Here is a 16,673-nt window from a genome sequence, read left to right as displayed (position 1 = left end):
TGGGTATGTAATGCGATGAGCGCTGCTGATTCAGGGAATAATAGTGCCAATAATAAATTGGTGAATGATAAAGACTTACCATTGCGTGAGGACATCCGCTTTCTCGGGCGCATGCTGGGCGATACGCTGCGGGAGCAAGACGGTGACAGCGCTTTTGAACTGGTCGAGAATATACGCCAGACCGCGATTCGTTTTCATCGAGATCAGGACCCCAAGGCGCGTGAGGAGCTGGATGCGATACTTAACCGTTTGAGCGATGAGAACGCCTTGCCTGTTGTTCGCGCCTTCAGTTATTTTTCATTGCTTTCCAATATCGCCGAAGATGTTCATCACAACCGGCGGCGGCGTGCGCATTTGCGCGCAGAATCCCCGCTGCAGGAAGGCAGTTTGACGCTGGCGCTTGAACGTGTGCTAACCAGCAGCAACAATGCCCCCGCTATCCTTTTCGATTTCTTTAAGAAAGCCGTCGTCTCGCCGGTTCTAACAGCGCATCCGACAGAAGTGCAGCGGCGCAGTATATTGGACTGTCAGCTCACCATTGAGCGGTTGTTAAGAGAACGGGCGCGGACGGAGCTGACACCCAACGAATTGCGTCATAATGAAGAAAATTTACGGGCAACCATTGAAATTCTGTGGCAAACGCGCATGCTGCGGCCAAGCCGGTTATCGGTTAACGATGAAATCGAAAACGGTTTGACTTTTTACAGTTATACGTTCTTGGCCGAAATCCCTTATATCTATGCAAAAATTGAGGATTTTCTCGAACGTCGTTTAAATCAAAGCGAAATTCCTGCGGTTTCCTCATTTTTACGCATCGGCAGCTGGATCGGCGGCGATCGCGACGGCAATCCTTTTGTTACACATGATGTCATGTTGCGGGCGGTTGAACGTCAATCATCGGTCGCACTGGACTATTACATTGATGCGGCACAAAAAATTGGCCGCTCGATGAGTTTGACCGAGCAATTGGTTGAAGTCAGTGATGATGTCAAGAAATTGGTGGCTACCGCACCCGATATTCCTAATCGATCCGATGAGCCCTATCGGCGGATTTTTCTTAGTATCGGTGCGCGTTTGGTTGCAACCGCCAGACAATTCGGGCACCAAGTCTTGCAACTCAGCTCGGCGGAAAAGAGGGAACCTTATGCCGACTGCGCAGAGTTTTTGCGCGATCTCGATACCATCATTGCCTCATTGAAACAGCACAAATCCGCCTGGATTGCTCGCGGAGCATTACGCAATTTGCGCCGCGCCGCGGATGTGTTCGGATTTCATTTAACTCCGCTGGATATGCGGCAACACAGCAAAATTCACGAGCAAGTGGTCAGCGAATTATTCCAGCATCACACCGGCAAGAGCGGCTACGCACAACTCGATGAAAAACAACGCACCGCATGGCTGCTGAATGAAATCGGTCAATCCCGGCCGATACTCGCCACTTATGACGGCTTTTCCGAATTGGCGCAATCGGAATTGCGCATTTTGCACTGTGCTGCTGACATTCACCGCCGGTTTGGAGGGGCCGCACTGCCGAATTACATTATTTCCATGACAACCAGCATTATCAATGTTCTGGAAGTCGCTTATCTGCTGCAGCAAGTCGGTCTGTTGCAAAGCGGTGAAACCCCGCAACTGCACCTGAATATTATTCCATTGTTCGAAACGATCTCGGATTTACGAGTTTGCGGCGAAATTATGGATCAATTATTCTCGACGCCATACTATCGCCAGCTGCTGGTTTCGCGCGGCAATGTGCAAGAAGTCATGCTCGGTTACTCGGATAGTAACAAAGACGGCGGTTTTATCACGTCGAACTGGGAAATTTATAAAGCCGAAATCGAGCTGACCAAAGTTTTTGCCAAACACAAAGTGGAGCTGCGTCTGTTTCATGGCCGCGGCGGCACGGTAGGCCGAGGGGGCGGACCCAGCTATCAAAGTATTCTGGCGCAACCGCCGGGCAGTGTGAACGGTCAAATCCGCGTTACCGAGCAAGGCGAGGTGATCAGCAGTAAATACGCCGAACCTGAAATCGGACGGCGAAATCTCGAGACGCTGGTGGCTGCGACAATGGAAGCGACACTGCTGGGTCATGATTCGCTGGGCGCGAATGCGGATCGCTATTACCGTGCGATGGAAAAACTGGCATCCGGCTCTTTTGCGGCGTATCGTGATTTGGTATACGAAACGGAGGGGTTTAAGCAATTCTTTCTGGAGTCCACACCGATCCGGGAAATGTCGGGGCTGCACATTGGCAGCAGGCCGCCGTCGCGTAAGAATTCCGATGCGATTGAAGATTTACGCGCGATTCCCTGGGTATTCAGCTGGAGTTTAAGCCGGATGATGCTGCCGGGATGGTATGGGTTTGGTCATGCGGTGGAAGCTTTTGTCAATCATCAGGATCAGAATGGTCAAGGGTTGGCGTTATTGCAGGAGATGTACCGGGAATGGCCGTTCATGCAAACATTGTTGTCGAATATGGATATGGTGCTGGCCAAGACGGACATGGGTATTGCCTCCCGTTATGCGGAATTGGTCGAAGATGAGGCGTTACGCGAGCAGATTTTCGGCCGCATCAAAGATGAATGGTCAAGAAGTCAGAAATGGTTATTCGCCGTGACCGGCCATACCGAGTTGCTACAGGATAATCCGACGTTAGCGCGCAGTATCCGCAATAGAACACCGTATATTGATCCGCTCAATCACTTGCAGGTGGAATTGTTACGCCGTTACCGCTCGGGTGAGGATAGCGAGGAAGTTAAACGTTCCATTCATCTGACCATCAATGGTGTAACCGCCGGTTTGCGCAATAGCGGTTAATCGGAATATGGATTTTCCTTATTTACTTTTAGTGAACGCACTGCGGGAGGTATTGGGGTGCAAATAAAACGATTCATTTTTATTGTGCTGTTCAGTCTTTACGCGCAATGGGCCTGGGCCACATTGCCGATCCAATACTGGCAAACAGCTTCCGGCGCGCGGGTGTATTTTGTCGAGAATCATGATTTGCCCATATTGGATATCAGCGTTGAATTTGCCGCCGGTAGCAGTACGGATAGCGCCGGTCAATCCGGCCGCGCCAGTCTGGTGCAGCATATGCTCAGCCTTGGCGCGGGTGGCTTAACGGAAGACCAGATTGCGACCGCGCTGGCCGATGTCGGTGCGCAAATGAAGAACCATTTCGATCGCGATCGTGCCGGTATTGCTTTGCGCACCTTGAGCAGTGAGCGGGAACGCAAACAGGCGCTCGATATATTGGCGCGGATTATTCAGCATCCGGAATTTCCGCAAGACGTTGTGGTGCGGGAAAAAGCCAGAATCATTGCCAGTATCAAAGAGTCCAGCACCAAACCGGATTACATCGGTGATCGTGAATTGATGAAAATGCTCTATGGCGATCACCCTTACGGATTCAATGAGATGGGTGAGATTGAGCCGTTGAACCGGTTGCAGCGTGTGGATCTACTGACTTTTTACCGTTCTTATTATGTCGCCAAGAATGCCGTGATCGCCATCATGGGCGACATCACCCGGCTTGACGCGGCAGCGCTTGCGGAATCACTCACCGGCAATTTACCTGCCGATGGCGCGAAGACAGGGATTGCACCGGTATCAATCCCGGCAGCGGGGATAAAAAGAATTCCCCATCCTGCAACGCAAAGTCATATCCAGCTGGCCTATCCGGGACTGCGGCGCAGCGATCCGGATTATTTTCCCCTGCTGGTCGGCAACCACATTCTGGGCGGCGGCGGATTTGTTTCGCGCCTGATGGAAGAGATCCGCCAGAAGCGCGGCTTGGCTTACAGTGTGTATAGTTTCTTTTCTCCTTATCAGGAGCAAGGACCGTTTCAGATCGGTTTGCAAACCAAAAAGGAACAGTCGGAAGAAGCATTGGCTTTGACGCACAAAGTACTGAAAGATTTTGTCGCTCAAGGTCCAACCGAGGATGAATTAACGGCGGCGAAGCAAAATATTATCGGCGGCTTCCCGCTGCGTATCGACAGCAATAGCAAAATATTGGGTTTTCTGTCCGTGATCGGTTTTTATCGTTTGCCGATGACCTATTTGACGGATTACTTGGAAGCCGTTGAGGCAGTTACCACCGAACAGATCCGGCAGGCATTTCAACGCCGGATTCAGCCTGACGGTATGGTGACTGTGATCGTGGGTGCAATCGAATAAGATTTGTGCCGATGGCTTTAACCCGGGGAAAAATTCGTATCATCGGCGGTCAGTGGCGCAGCCGTTTACTGGCTTTTCCCGAGCATCCCGATTTAAGACCCACCGCCGATCGGATCCGTGAAACGCTGTTTAATTGGCTGGGACAAGATTTAAGCGGCATGCGTTGTCTCGATTTATTTGCCGGAAGCGGGGCGCTAGGTTTCGAGGCAGCATCTCGCGGTGCGGCATCGGTGGTGATGGTGGATGCGGATGCGGGAATCTATCGCATGTTGCGGGAAAATAAGGAAAAATTGCAAGCAACTCAGATTGAACTGGTGATGATGAATGCGATGAATTTTTTGAAGTCGGATACGCGGAAATTTGATGTTATTTTTCTCGACCCTCCTTACCGTCTGGCGTTGTTGCCGGAATTGCTGCCTTTATTGCCATGTCATCTTGAAACGGGCGGACTGGTTTATGCTGAAGCCAAAGGCAATTGGACTGCGGATGCGCAATGGCAGGTAAGGCGTAACACAAGAGCCGGCAGTGTGCATTGCCAGCTGCTGGAGCTGGCGCAGCATGGATAAAGCGATTTATCCCGGTACCTTTGATCCGATAACCCGAGGACATGAGGACCTGGTCCGGCGAGCCGCGCGTTTGTTTGATCAAGTGGTGGTGGCGGTAGCCGTAAGCAGCAGCAAGAAGCCGTTTTTCACATTGGAAGAGCGCGTGGACATGGCGCAGGAAGTCTTGTCCGGCTGTGCCAATGTCACGATTATGCCCTTTTCCGGCTTGTTGATGAATTTTCTACAACAGCAGAATGCGCGTGTCATTTTGCGCGGTTTGCGCGCGGCGTCAGACTTTGAATACGAATTCCAGATGGCGGGAATGAATCGCGGCTTGTATCCCGATGTCGAGACTTTATTCATGACCCCATCCGAACAATATATGTTTATTTCCGCCACCATGGTGCGTGAAATCGCTTCGTTGGGCGGGAATGCGGATGCATTTGTACATCCCTTGGTGGCACAAAAGCTGCGCGAGAAGATTGTTAATCAATAGTTTTGTGAGAATTAAATGGCATTAATCATTACCGATGAGTGTATCAACTGCGATGTTTGTGAGCCCGAGTGCCCGAATGGCGCCATTTCCCAAGGTGAGGAAATTTACCGGATCAATCCGGCCTTGTGCACCGAGTGTGTCGGACATTATAACGAGCCGCAATGCGTGGAAGTATGTCCGGTTGATTGTATTTCACCCAATCCCGCTGTGATTGAAAGTAAGGAACAATTGCAAGCAAAATATCAGGCGCTTATTGCCGCCAAGAAATAAAGTATTTTGCAATACACTTCCCGTCCCACTAATCCTTCCCGACGAAATCCGATAGTTTTCCCCGTTTAATCGTCAGCGTAACCCTTCCGGTTTTAGTTTAATCTTAGTAAGTGTTTAACTTCCTAAGACCCTAATTTTTCTTAACAGAGACCTGAATGGATGATCCACGCACGATAGTGACTAACGTTCGCTCAATTTTTTCCTTGCCGGATGTTGTGGTTCGAGTGAATGATCTGATCGACTCCGGAGAAGCAACCAATACTGAGCTGGAGCGTGTTATTGCAAGCGACCCCGCATTGACGGCCAAGATACTGAAATTTGCCAATAGCAGCTATTTTGGTTTTTCTGGAAAAGTGGAAACCGTTTTAAAAGCGATTGCCATTATCGGGCATAAAGAACTGCGCAATCTGGTTCTTGCCACATCTGTGACCTCCACATTCAAGGACATTCCCCCCGATCTGGTGGACATGGATACCTTCTGGAATCACAGTATCACCTGCGGAGTTACTGCGCGCTTATTGGCTTCCAGTGTCGACAGCCGGGAGCGTTTTTTTATCGCCGGATTGTTGCATGGCGTGGGGCGATTAATTCTTTTCAGCCAATATCCGAAGGAATCGGCCAAAGTATTGAGCTGCATGAATCAAGGCGAAGACGCGGCAATTCAGGCGGAACGCAAGATCTTCGGTTTTACCCATGCGCAACTGGGCGCCGAACTTCTAAAGCAATGGAAACTGCCGGTCAATATCTGCAAGATGGTTGAATATCAATTCAATCCGATGCAAGAAAAGGAATTCCAGTATGACGCCAGCACATTGTGTGCGGCAGTCAATATTGCCAGTTATATTCAACCTTGTACCAACCAACCGGTAGAGCACGAAGAAACTATCTCCGATCGTGCACTTCAGGCTTGGAGTTTTCTGGGCTTATCGGCTGAAATTGTCGAGTCGGTAATGACGGTGGCGAAATTGCAAGTCATCGAAGTATTCAACGCCATACGCTAGTGATCATGGCATTATAAAGTTTCATATTAATTGAATTATTTCATCATGTTATTTCCATAAAACAAAAGCTCAAGTTGATCCTATCCGGGACGATAAACAAAAATCAGCAGGACAGCGTAAAGTTACAGGAGCAGATGGGATGGAAGTTTATCTCGGCAGATTGCCGATCCTTGATAACAAACAAAATTTGGTGGCATATGAGCTTTTATTCCGCTCCGATCAACACAATGTCGTTTCGATAACCGATAACTCCGCAGCTTCCGCAAATGTCATTATCGATACCTATGGGCAGTTAGGCATAGAGAATGTCATTGGTAAGCGGCGCGGTTTTATTAAGGTGGATGACAAGTTGCTGCTTAACGATACCATTTGCATGCTGCCCAAGAAACATGTCGTGCTGGAAATTTTAAGAAGCGTGGAAATTAACGATGAGATCATTCAACGCTGTTCCTTTCTGAAGCAAAAAGGCTATCAGCTAGCGCTTTCCAATGTGACCCACCTGGATGCGCGATTTGATCGCATCATGCCGCTCATTAATGTGGTGAAGATCAATATTACGGCACTGAGCCAGCAGGATTTGCTGAGTCTGGTGAAGCGATTAAGGTGCTGGCCGGTGCTGCTGTTAGCCGAGAAAGTTGAAAGCCAGGAAATTGCCAGAAACTGCATTGCGCTGAATTTTCAGATGTTGCAAGGATTCTATTTTGCAAAACCGGAGATTATTTCGGGAAAACGGATCGATCCATCCAAACTATCCCTGCTGAAGCTTTTATTGCTGGTGGTCAGAGACAGTGAGGTGGGTGATATTGAAAACGAACTCAAATACCAGCCCGGTTTGAGCTATAACCTGCTGCGCATGGTGAATTCAGCGGCCAACGGCTTGCCGAGCACGATTAACTCGATCAAACGGGCCATTATGATTCTGGGCCGCAAGCAGTTGCAACGCTGGGTGCAGATTCTGCTTTACGCCGCCAAGCAAAGGGATGGCGGTACTTCCGATGCCTTGATGCAAACCGCAACCGTGCGGGGCAAACTATTGGAGTCAATTGCCATCGCGGATCGCCCACATGATAAAAACCACCAGGATCGTGCGTTTATGGTCGGTGTTTTGTCATTGCTGGATACATTGCTGGGAATCGAGATGTCCGAGCTTGTGGGCACCCTGAGTATACAAAAAGACATGAGCGAAGCCTTGCTGACGCGCCGCGGATCGCTTGGATATCAACTCGCATTGATCGAAGCGTATGAGAAAGGTGAATCCGAAATAGTTTCAACGATGCTGTTGGAACTGGGATTTCTCAGCATGGAAGAATTCACCCGATTGGAACTGGAAGCTACAGCCTGGGCTCACCGGATCAGCGATGCCGTCAACCAGACGGCATAGAAATCGATGTAATGCTTATCTGCTGATCTGAAGAAGCCTGAATTTCTAAATCAGACGCATTCAATTTTTTATTGACCTCGTCCGTTAACAAGCGGGTTGATTCGGGTTCTGATCCTCACAGCCTATTAATTGTTATTCAAATGTTTCACGTTGCATTTTGTATTGTCACAAGAGGGTGTCACTATGAATATCGTAGAGTTGCTTGCATTTGTCGTTAAAAATAGCGCTTCGGACTTGCACTTATCGGCCGGAATGCCACCCATGATCCGGGTGCATGGCGAGATCCGCCGCATCAATCTACCGGAGATGGGGCATAAGGAAGTACATGCGATGGTGTACGACATTATGAACGACGGTCAGAGAAAATTTTATGAAGAACATTTGGAGTGTGATTTTTCTTTTGCGGTGCCGAATCTCGCCCGTTTTCGTGTCAATGCATTCAATACGCAACGCGGCGCCGCCGCAGTGATGCGGACGATCCCGTCAAAAGTATTGAGCCTGGAGGATCTCAAAGCGCCCAAAATATTTGCTGAAATTGCCAAACAACCGCGCGGTGTGGTTTTGGTGACAGGCCCCACCGGTTCTGGCAAGTCAACTACATTGGCGGCGATGATTAACGACATCAACGAAAATGATTATGGGCATATCCTGACTCTTGAAGATCCCATCGAGTTTGTGCATGAGAGCAAGAAGTGTCTGATTAATCAGCGTGAAGTGGGAAGAGATACCCTGAGTTTCTCGAATGCCTTGCGCTCAGCCTTGCGGGAAGATCCGGATATTATTCTGGTCGGTGAGTTACGTGACCTGGAGACCATCCGCTTGGCGATGACGGCGGCCGAGACTGGTCACTTGGTTTTCGGCACATTGCATACCAGTTCCGCCGCTAAAACGATTGATCGTATCATCGATGTTTTCCCTGCCGAAGAAAAGGAAATGATTCGTGCAATGCTGTCCGAGTCGTTACGTGCGGTAATTTCTCAAGCATTGTTGCGAACCAAGGACGGCAAAAGCCGCGTGGCGGCGCATGAGATCATGATTGGCACACCGGCAATCCGTAATCTGATACGGGAAGGAAAAGTTGCACAAATGTATTCGGCGATTCAAACTGGTCAAAATGTCGGCATGCAAACGTTGGATCAAAATCTCACCGATCTGGTGAAACGCAATGTGATTTCGATGCCCGAAGCTCGAGCAAAAGCGGCGAATAAAGATAATTTCAAGAGTTGATCGGCCAATTCGGTTGAGTTGTATTCCGGGAGTACATTATGGATAAGGAACAAGCATCAAAATTTATGTCGGATTTACTGCGCTTAATGCTCAGCAAGAAAGCCTCCGATTTGTTTATTACCGCCGGTTTTCCACCGGCAATGAAGATTGACGGAAAAATGACACCGGTATCGCAACAATCCTTGAGCATGCAACATACCGAAATGCTCGCGCGCGCGATCATGAACGACAAACAGGCGGCCGAGTTCGATGCTACCAAGGAATGCAACTTCGCGATCAGTCCCGCAGGGATCGGGCGGTTCCGGGTTAATGCTTTTGTGCAGCAACAAAGGGTTGGTTTGGTGCTGCGTACCATTACCACAAAAATCCCCGAATTTGACGATTTGGGGTTGCCGCAAGTGCTGAAAGAAGTGGTGATGAGCAAACGCGGCCTGGTCATTTTTGTCGGCGGCACCGGCTCGGGAAAATCCACATCCATGGCCGCATTGATCGGGCATCGCAATAAAAATAGCTACGGCCATATCATCACCATCGAAGACCCGGTCGAATATGTGCACGAACATATCAACTGCGTCATTACGCAGCGCGAAGTCGGCGTCGATACCGAATCGTGGGAAGCGGCACTGAAAAACACCTTGCGGCAAGCGCCGGATGCCATTCTCATCGGCGAGATCCGCGACCGTGAAACCATGGAGCATGCGATTGCCTTCGCCGAAACCGGTCATCTGTGCATGGGCACGCTGCACGCCAACAGCGCCAACCAGGCGTTGGACCGGATCATCAATTTCTTTCCGGAAGAACGCCGGGCACAGTTGCTGATGGATTTATCGCTGAATTTGCGATCCCTCGTTGCACAACGGTTGATACCGGCCAAAGACAGCAAAGGGCGAGTTGCCGCGATCGAGGTGCTGCTTAATTCGCCCCTGATCGCGGATTTGATTTTCAAGGGAAATGTTCACCAGATCAAAGACATCATGAAAAAATCCCGCGAACTCGGCATGCAAACCTTCGATATGGCGCTATTCGAACTGTATGAAGCGGGAAAAATCAGTTATGAAGACGCATTGCGTAACGCGGATTCAATGAATGAACTGCGCCTGCAAATTAAGCTGGAAGGCGCTGAAGCCAAATCGCAGGATCTCAATTCGGGCATTGCGCATCTGGCAATTACATAAGAACAGAGCGCGAAATTCGTGATTTTGAATCTGTTAGTCTACTTCTTCTTTTACCACCTGAATCCGGTATAACTGTGCGGATGCGCTAGCTGGATGGTGATTAGCACAGTTTAATCAAACATCAACCAACCGGATATAATTGATCTCATCGTTTTTAGGGCGCATGTTGATTATGTGCTGCTCATGGCGCCCTGAACACGAATCGAACGTGCGACCTACCCCTTAGGAGGGGGTGATTTACCGCATTTATAACTGTTGATTACCATTTCATAATAGCAACAAATTATTAAACTATCAATTAGTTAGTAATTTCTCTATCATTTGTTGTGTTGATAAATATTCCGCTATATACTGCAATTGTAGCTACAAATCAGCTACAAGATATCGATCAAAGATGGAGTGGTAATTGTGGCGAAAGTTAAATTGACAGCCGGGCGTATCGAAGATTTTCAATGTGCCGCAGGCAAGGCGCAGGCTTTTTTATGGTGCGCAGAAGTGCATGGTTTGGCCGTTCGTGCAACAGCTGGTTCAACTCGCAAGCGCTATATTTTTGAATCGAAAGTTAAAGGTAAAACCATGCGTTTAACTATCGGGGAAGTGAGCGTATGGAGCATTGACGCCGCGCAAATTGAAGCTCGCCGCTTACAAATCTTGATAGATCAAGGTAAAGACCCGCGTGAAGTAAGAGCTCAGGATGAAGCTGCCAAGGAAACCGAAAAACTAGCCAAGGAAAAGGAAGCTGCTGCGCTGCTGATACAGAATGTGCGTGAATCTGTGACTGTTGCTGAAGCATGGGGCGCATATATTAAAGAACGCAGTGCATCTATTAAAGACGGAAAGCTAGAATGGGGAGACAGGCATAGGGCACATCATGCCTATTTTGTACAGGCTGGTGGAGTCAAGCGTAAACGCGGACGCCGCCCAAATGAATCGGAAACGACACGTCCTGGCATGCTAGTGCCTTTTATGTCGATGCGCCTTATTGACCTTGATGTCAATGCCGTTTCAGCATGGCTAAAGAAGGAAGTTGCCCAGGCTCCTACCTCTGCTGCCAAAGCATTTCGTTTTTTGCGCGCCTTTATTACATGGTGCACAAAAAATGATGAATATAGCGCTATTGTGCATCCTGATGCGTGTCATACCGAAAGTATAAAGAGATTGGTGCCTGCCCCAAAAACAAAAAAGAACGATAGCCTGAGACGCGCGCAAATCCGCCCTTGGTTTGAAGCCGTAAAAAAAATTAATAATCCTGTTATATCAGCATACCTACAATCTTTATTATTGACCGGAGCGCGTCGTAATGAATTGGCGAGTTTGCAATGGCAAGATGTGGATTTTAAGTGGAAGAGCATGACCATTAGGGATAAGGTAGAAGGGCTGCGAGTAATTCCACTAACGCCTTATGTAGAACATTTAATAGCTGTATTGCCTCGACGCAATGAATTTGTTTTTAGTAGTCCTTCTGCTGCATCTGGCAGGTTGGAAGAGCCGCGCAACCCTCATAATAAGGCATTGACCGTCGCAGCACTTCCTGCATTATCCTTGCATGGTTTGCGCCGTTCTTTTGGCACCCTATCTGAGTGGGTAGAAGTGCCTGCGGGAATCGTTGCGCAGATTATGGGACACAAACCAAGTGCAATTGCTGAGAAGCATTACATACAACGCGAACTGGATTTGCTGCACTTGTGGCATGTCAAAATTGAGCAATGGATTTTACAAGAGGCCGGAATTGAGATTGTGCCGAAGCAAACAGGGTTGCATGTAGTGCAGCTATAAACGTAACTACATTTATGCATGACTGACATGGAATGTTATGATGTATATACCGCTACTTGATCAAATCGCCCCCCTCTTAGAATCTCAATTCTCCGCTTTACCTATTGATTTACAAAATAAGCTTAATCAAAAATGGATAGAAAAACCCAATATTGATATTTCTGCTAATGTAAGTATATGGGATAAGCTTTCTAAGCTACAGCGCGAGTATTTAGCAGCGCTATACGATTTTCATTATTCTCCGAAGCATCGAGAAAAAGCAGCGTCAGAGAAATTAATAGAAACTATAACGCCATGTCTGGAAACAAAGTTCTCAGATTTGCCGCAAGAAATAAGAATGAATATTGCTTATGTTGATATTTTCCAGAAATGGGATGAAATTTCGACAGAACAACGTAAGCAAATGGCACGTGATTTTGATGCCATGATGCAGCCAGACTATAAAGAAACAGTAAATCAATACCACGACTGGGAGTTAGAGCGACAATCTACTCCTGATCAAATTTTTAATTGGGAAAGACGTAATCCAAATGGAATTGCTAGTGAACAAATAATAATTGATGCCAAAATAAAAGAACTTGAGGCGCGAGAAGTTGAACTTGCAGGGCTTCTGGTTTACCAAAATTCAAATAAAAAACAAGAATTCAAGCAATTGAAATCTGCGATAAATAAAAGTGCAGGGAGACCGAAAAGTGTCGAAAAGAATGCGGCAATTTTAAAGGAAATTATCAAAATTCTTACTGAAGGAAAAAATATTAATCCTGATAGTTTGCCGGGTAATGCTGGAGATTTACATGATGCTTGCAAGCGAATTGCAAAAGAAAAATCGAGAAGGAATATGTTCAATACATCTTTGAGTACATTCAAAGAATGGCTTAAGGCTGCTGGGTATGGGTTTAGAAATGGCCGAACACCATCCATTGAAGCTAAATATTGGACAGATTTATGCGTGGAAAATATAGGAAAAATTGATTCTGTAATTTTCACTAAGGATTCTGGTGAAAATTTCCGATAACCAGTACAAACAGAGGATGTTCAGAAAAACGGAACCTAATTATTATCTAGGTTTCTATTTATTCCCATATTTTTATTCTTACAAAACATATATATAAACATGAACCATCTCAACAGCGCCGAAAGGCAAAGGATGGTTCAAAATGGAAACAAATTTTACCCCATCAGAAGCACTCGCTTCGCATAATCAACAAATATTCCCGCCACTTGAATCGGTAACCCGGCCAACAGTTCCAACAGACGCCGCAGCGTTTTATTTGAATCGAAGACCCCAAACCTTACGTGCCTGGGCTTGCCTTGAAAATGGAGCGCTGCGACCGGTGCGTATAAATGGCCGTCTGGCGTGGAATGTTAGCGAAATCAGAAATTTGCTATCTGGCGGTGAATAATGATCACAAATGAAAACGCCCCAAATGCTGGCAGGCACGAGGCGAGTAGTTTTGAAGCTTATTGCATAGCAAATAATATTCAAGATCAAGTAATTAGTCAAGCTGATTCTATTCCGGATGCTTTGGGTAAGATACATACCTTTCAAACCTTCGGGGATGCGGACAAAAGCGGCAGTCTGGTTAAGGTCATGCATGGCACTTTAGAGGATTGTCGAGCGGAGCTAGAAGAACTTAATCGCCAGGGCGCTGGCGTATTCTTTACCGTCAATGAAACCGACGGTAAAGGAAGAGCTGCGGGCAATGTAGTTCGGGTACGCGCAGTATTTGCAGATTTTGATACGGAAGACTTTAACCGCACTTTTTATAATCTCCCTTTAGCCCCGTCTATAGTAATTGAGTCGTCTCTCGGGAAACACCATGCCTATTGGATAATAGAAGACACGCTCCCCCTGGGTGAATTTAAACCGCACCAGAAGGCTTTGGCTACCCTACTCGGTACTGACCCAAAAATATGTGACCTGCCTCGCGTTATGCGCGTTCCTGGGTTCCTGCATCAGAAGGGACACCCATTCATGGTGCGAGAGGTGTTTAACTCAGATAAACGGTATTCCGCTAAAGAGCTGCAAGACTGGATCAATACTGTAAGAACCCCGAACAAGTCCGCGCCAATTGGATCGATGCCATGCGTACAGGATGATTTTTATGCAGTAATAGAGTTTGATAGACTTCTAATCCAACTTCAGTCAGCCTTTAAAGGAAATCGTAACGATACACTGAACAAAGTGGCATATCGTGCTTATGGATTCGTTAAGACGGGCAGATTGGATGAGTATCATGTGACAAGTAAACTGGAAGATGCAGCCAGCAGAATTGGTCTTGAGCCTTCGGAGGTTACGGCAACATTGCGCAGCGCCTGGAAGGCTGCCCCAGTAGCTAATGATCTGCCTTCGTCACCTGAATTCAATGAACAGCCGGTAGCGGAAGGGGGGTTAGTCTCTAGTCCGGAATACCCGCCCGGACTCGTTGGAGAAATTGCGGAATATATTTTCCAAAGCAGTCGCATGCCCATTAAAGCTTTCGCCATTGCTGGTGCTTTGATTGTCATATCGTATTTGAATAGTAATAAAGCTTATGCAGGAGGAAGCGATACAGCTTTGAATCTGTATATATGCTTAATTGGCGATACAGGACGCGGAAAAGAAGACCCTAGAAAAGCAATTAAACGTTTAATTGATTCAATGAGATTTGAGCTTTGGGGAGAAAGTATTCACGAGAGCATAGCAAGCGGCGCGGCACTGTTACGTTCTCTTGAAGGAAATCCGTCAACGTTAATTCTCATTGATGAGTTTGGCATTTATTTGCAAACCGCGCTATCAGAGCGTGGATCAGTCCATCAAAAAGATTTGATCAAAGACTTAATGTCTTTGTACGGACTGGGCCGCTCATTTTTTGCAGGTAAGGCCTATGCTGACAAAAAGCAAAACATCGGCCAGATTGATAAGCCTTATATCAATTTGATCGGCACCACGACACCTCTTGAGCTGCTGGATGGCATTACACCCAGGATGATTGATAACGGTTTGCTGAATAGGATTCTATTTGTTCAAGCCGATAAAGAAAATCCAATAAATCGAAAGCCAGATACTCAGATAAGTGAAGAACTCAATCAAAAAATGGCAGCAATTCGCGTTATTGACACTTCAGTCATTGATTATGAAGATGGTGCACACGACTTGCTCATTCAATTCGCCGAACAATTAAATGAAACAGGTCAATTTGCTAATTTGTGGAGCCGTGCAGAAGAACAGACGATTCGAGTAGCTGGATTACTTGCGATTGGTGACGGAGGGGTTATTAAACGAGAGCATGTTACCTGGGCATGGAGTTATGTTAACGGATCAATCAAAGCTTTCGCACAAAAGCTTGATAAGGATTTAGCAGAAAACCCGTTCCAGAAGCAGGCCGCGAGGGCATTGGATTTTATTAAGAATGCCATAAATTACTCACATGATAGACAATTTGGGGGGTATTGCCGACAGGGTTTAATGCCGCGCGGCAAATTAACAAAGTTGTTGAAAGCAAAATCCAAAGAAGTTGACGAGGTCATTATTTATTTAATAGACACTCGTCAAATTAGGTATTGTGAAGATGGGGGGACTAAATGTTTCTCTGTTCTCTAGTTCTCCTCCAGTTCTCTCACAGTAGAGAACTGGGAAAGCGTTACTGGGTAAGGGTTTTAAGTAATAATTCTCTATTCTCTCTGTTTTTCTCTACTAAGTATAAAAATACTTTTCTATGGGGGTGTAATAGAGGGCTAGAGAACTGGAGAGGTGGAAGCTTAAATCATTGTCCAGCAATGGAAATCCAGTTCTCTCAAGGGAGAGAACTATGAAGAGAATTGAGAATTCACCCACTATGACTAATGAGCTCTCGCTTGTTAAAGCAGGAGAAAAGCAATGACGGCAGCAAAAGAAGAGCGTGGACGTTGGAAGAAAGGAGAAAGCGGTAATCCACGTGGCCGAAGCCCCGGTACTGGAAAGGTTGCACGGTTAAGGGAGAACATTGCCCAGCATCTACCGGAAATTATCGGGCAGCTAGTCATTAAAGCTAAGGAAGGCGATCCGCAAGCAGCCAAGTTATTACTGGAGCGGGTTATACCACCAGTTAAATCAATGGAGCAATCCGTAAAGATCAGTTTTCCGGTAGATGCCGATTTGTCCACGCAAGGACAATCAATTATTCTGGCCGTTGCTAACGGAACACTTGCGCCAAGCCAAGGAAGCGCACTACTAACTAGCCTAGGTACATTGGCAAGGATCAAAGAAATGGATGAACTGGAGAAACGTTTAACTGCATTGGAACAAGCCAATGAACATAAAAAATAGGTTGATGAAACTAGAACAAATGATTAAACCTGAGCAAATGCCCTTGGTGATGATTAAATTTGAGGATGAATGGACTCCGGAGCAGCAGCAACAACTCAATGAAGCTGAAGTAAACGAACAAAAAATTATAGTGGTCGAATTTTCTTGATAGATTAATGGGTTAATATAAGATGGCAATGTTGAAAAACCGACTTCTGAAACTGGAATCCAAATTAGGTGTGAATGTGACAATTGAAGATATTTTGAAAGTTTTGCATGATCGAAAGAGAGGAATTGATTGTGAGATTGAATGGCGGCGCATTCAATCATCCAGAACTTGGAAGAAGCTCAGTGAG

The 16,673-nt window shown here is 46.9% G+C and carries 15 protein-coding genes; all 15 read left to right on the top strand.

What is annotated here, in order from left to right:
• The first annotated feature begins 15 nt into the window (after window positions 1–15).
• The 15 genes from ppc to R2083_RS13900 all read left to right on the top strand — a co-directional run bounded on the left by ppc (window position 16) and on the right by R2083_RS13900 (window position 16,486).
• The gene (ppc, locus tag R2083_RS13970) at window positions 16–2,817 is read left to right on the top strand and encodes a phosphoenolpyruvate carboxylase (protein ID WP_317538803.1); all 2,802 of its coding nucleotides are present in this window, start codon (window positions 16–18) and stop codon (window positions 2,815–2,817) included.
• 57 nt (window positions 2,818–2,874) lie between these two features.
• Window positions 2,875–4,179 (top strand): pitrilysin family protein, encoded by a 1,305-nt coding sequence (locus R2083_RS13965; protein ID WP_317538802.1) that lies wholly within the window; start codon window positions 2,875–2,877, stop codon window positions 4,177–4,179.
• An 11-nt stretch (window positions 4,180–4,190) separates the two neighbouring features.
• Entirely contained in the window at window positions 4,191–4,745 is a 555-nt protein-coding gene (rsmD, locus tag R2083_RS13960; protein WP_317531837.1) for a 16S rRNA (guanine(966)-N(2))-methyltransferase RsmD, read from the top strand.
• Entirely contained in the window at window positions 4,738–5,220 is a 483-nt protein-coding gene (gene coaD, locus R2083_RS13955; protein WP_317531836.1) for a pantetheine-phosphate adenylyltransferase, read from the top strand. Before rsmD ends, coaD begins: the two co-directional genes overlap by 8 nt.
• Before the next feature lie 15 nt (window positions 5,221–5,235).
• A complete protein-coding gene (locus tag R2083_RS13950) occupies window positions 5,236–5,490 on the top strand; it encodes a YfhL family 4Fe-4S dicluster ferredoxin (RefSeq protein ID WP_317531835.1) in 255 nt (84 codons plus the stop codon).
• Between the two features lie 155 nt (window positions 5,491–5,645).
• Window positions 5,646–6,491 (top strand): HDOD domain-containing protein, encoded by an 846-nt coding sequence (locus tag R2083_RS13945; RefSeq protein WP_317531834.1) that lies wholly within the window; start codon window positions 5,646–5,648, stop codon window positions 6,489–6,491.
• A 139-nt stretch (window positions 6,492–6,630) separates the two neighbouring features.
• The gene (locus R2083_RS13940; protein WP_317538801.1) at window positions 6,631–7,872 is read left to right on the top strand and encodes an EAL and HDOD domain-containing protein; all 1,242 of its coding nucleotides are present in this window, start codon (window positions 6,631–6,633) and stop codon (window positions 7,870–7,872) included.
• Between the two features lie 183 nt (window positions 7,873–8,055).
• Window positions 8,056–9,099, top strand: a complete 1,044-nt coding sequence (locus tag R2083_RS13935; RefSeq protein ID WP_317538800.1) for a type IV pilus twitching motility protein PilT — start codon at window positions 8,056–8,058, stop codon at window positions 9,097–9,099.
• A 38-nt stretch (window positions 9,100–9,137) separates the two neighbouring features.
• Window positions 9,138–10,274, top strand: coding sequence for a PilT/PilU family type 4a pilus ATPase (locus R2083_RS13930; RefSeq protein WP_317538799.1), 1,137 nt, complete (start codon window positions 9,138–9,140; stop codon window positions 10,272–10,274).
• 408 nt (window positions 10,275–10,682) lie between these two features.
• Complete coding sequence (locus tag R2083_RS13925) at window positions 10,683–12,050, top strand: integrase family protein (RefSeq protein WP_317538798.1); 1,368 nt, start codon at window positions 10,683–10,685, stop codon at window positions 12,048–12,050.
• Window positions 12,051–12,087: 37 nt separating this feature from the next.
• Window positions 12,088–13,065: a hypothetical protein gene (locus tag R2083_RS13920; protein WP_317538797.1), complete on the top strand. Its 978-nt coding sequence runs from the start codon at window positions 12,088–12,090 to the stop codon at window positions 13,063–13,065.
• Between the two features lie 142 nt (window positions 13,066–13,207).
• A complete protein-coding gene (locus R2083_RS13915) occupies window positions 13,208–13,453 on the top strand; it encodes a hypothetical protein (RefSeq protein ID WP_074722512.1) in 246 nt (81 codons plus the stop codon).
• A complete protein-coding gene (locus R2083_RS13910; RefSeq protein ID WP_317538796.1) occupies window positions 13,453–15,633 on the top strand; it encodes a DNA-primase RepB domain-containing protein in 2,181 nt (726 codons plus the stop codon). The genes R2083_RS13915 and R2083_RS13910 overlap by 1 nt, the downstream gene beginning before the upstream one ends.
• Before the next feature lie 276 nt (window positions 15,634–15,909).
• A complete protein-coding gene (locus R2083_RS13905) occupies window positions 15,910–16,338 on the top strand; it encodes a DUF5681 domain-containing protein (protein WP_317538795.1) in 429 nt (142 codons plus the stop codon).
• Window positions 16,322–16,486: a hypothetical protein gene (locus R2083_RS13900; RefSeq protein ID WP_317538794.1), complete on the top strand. Its 165-nt coding sequence runs from the start codon at window positions 16,322–16,324 to the stop codon at window positions 16,484–16,486. The genes R2083_RS13905 and R2083_RS13900 overlap by 17 nt, the downstream gene beginning before the upstream one ends.
• Window positions 16,487–16,673 lie beyond the last annotated feature (187 nt).

The sequence above is a fragment of the Nitrosomonas sp. Is35 genome (assembly GCF_033063295.1).
In the GTDB taxonomy this organism is placed as follows: domain Bacteria; phylum Pseudomonadota; class Gammaproteobacteria; order Burkholderiales; family Nitrosomonadaceae; genus Nitrosomonas.
Note: the sequence above shows the minus strand (reverse complement) of the source record. Positions and strands in the feature narration are given on the sequence as shown.

What these genes read in the sequence shown, in the direction of transcription:
- ppc (WP_317538803.1), top strand. Translation starts at nt 16, where the DNA reads ATGAGCGCTGCTGATTCAGGGAATAATAGTGCCAATAATAAATTGGTG.
- rsmD (WP_317531837.1), top strand. Translation starts at nt 4,191, where the DNA reads ATGGCTTTAACCCGGGGAAAAATTCGTATCATCGGCGGTCAGTGGCGC.
- coaD (WP_317531836.1), top strand. Translation starts at nt 4,738, where the DNA reads ATGGATAAAGCGATTTATCCCGGTACCTTTGATCCGATAACCCGAGGA.
- R2083_RS13950 (WP_317531835.1), top strand. Translation starts at nt 5,236, where the DNA reads ATGGCATTAATCATTACCGATGAGTGTATCAACTGCGATGTTTGTGAG.
- R2083_RS13945 (WP_317531834.1), top strand. Translation starts at nt 5,646, where the DNA reads ATGGATGATCCACGCACGATAGTGACTAACGTTCGCTCAATTTTTTCC.
- R2083_RS13940 (WP_317538801.1), top strand. Translation starts at nt 6,631, where the DNA reads ATGGAAGTTTATCTCGGCAGATTGCCGATCCTTGATAACAAACAAAAT.
- R2083_RS13935 (WP_317538800.1), top strand. Translation starts at nt 8,056, where the DNA reads ATGAATATCGTAGAGTTGCTTGCATTTGTCGTTAAAAATAGCGCTTCG.
- R2083_RS13930 (WP_317538799.1), top strand. Translation starts at nt 9,138, where the DNA reads ATGGATAAGGAACAAGCATCAAAATTTATGTCGGATTTACTGCGCTTA.
- R2083_RS13920 (WP_317538797.1), top strand. Translation starts at nt 12,088, where the DNA reads ATGATGTATATACCGCTACTTGATCAAATCGCCCCCCTCTTAGAATCT.
- R2083_RS13915 (WP_074722512.1), top strand. Translation starts at nt 13,208, where the DNA reads ATGGAAACAAATTTTACCCCATCAGAAGCACTCGCTTCGCATAATCAA.
- R2083_RS13910 (WP_317538796.1), top strand. Translation starts at nt 13,453, where the DNA reads ATGATCACAAATGAAAACGCCCCAAATGCTGGCAGGCACGAGGCGAGT.
- R2083_RS13905 (WP_317538795.1), top strand. Translation starts at nt 15,910, where the DNA reads ATGACGGCAGCAAAAGAAGAGCGTGGACGTTGGAAGAAAGGAGAAAGC.
- R2083_RS13900 (WP_317538794.1), top strand. Translation starts at nt 16,322, where the DNA reads ATGAACATAAAAAATAGGTTGATGAAACTAGAACAAATGATTAAACCT.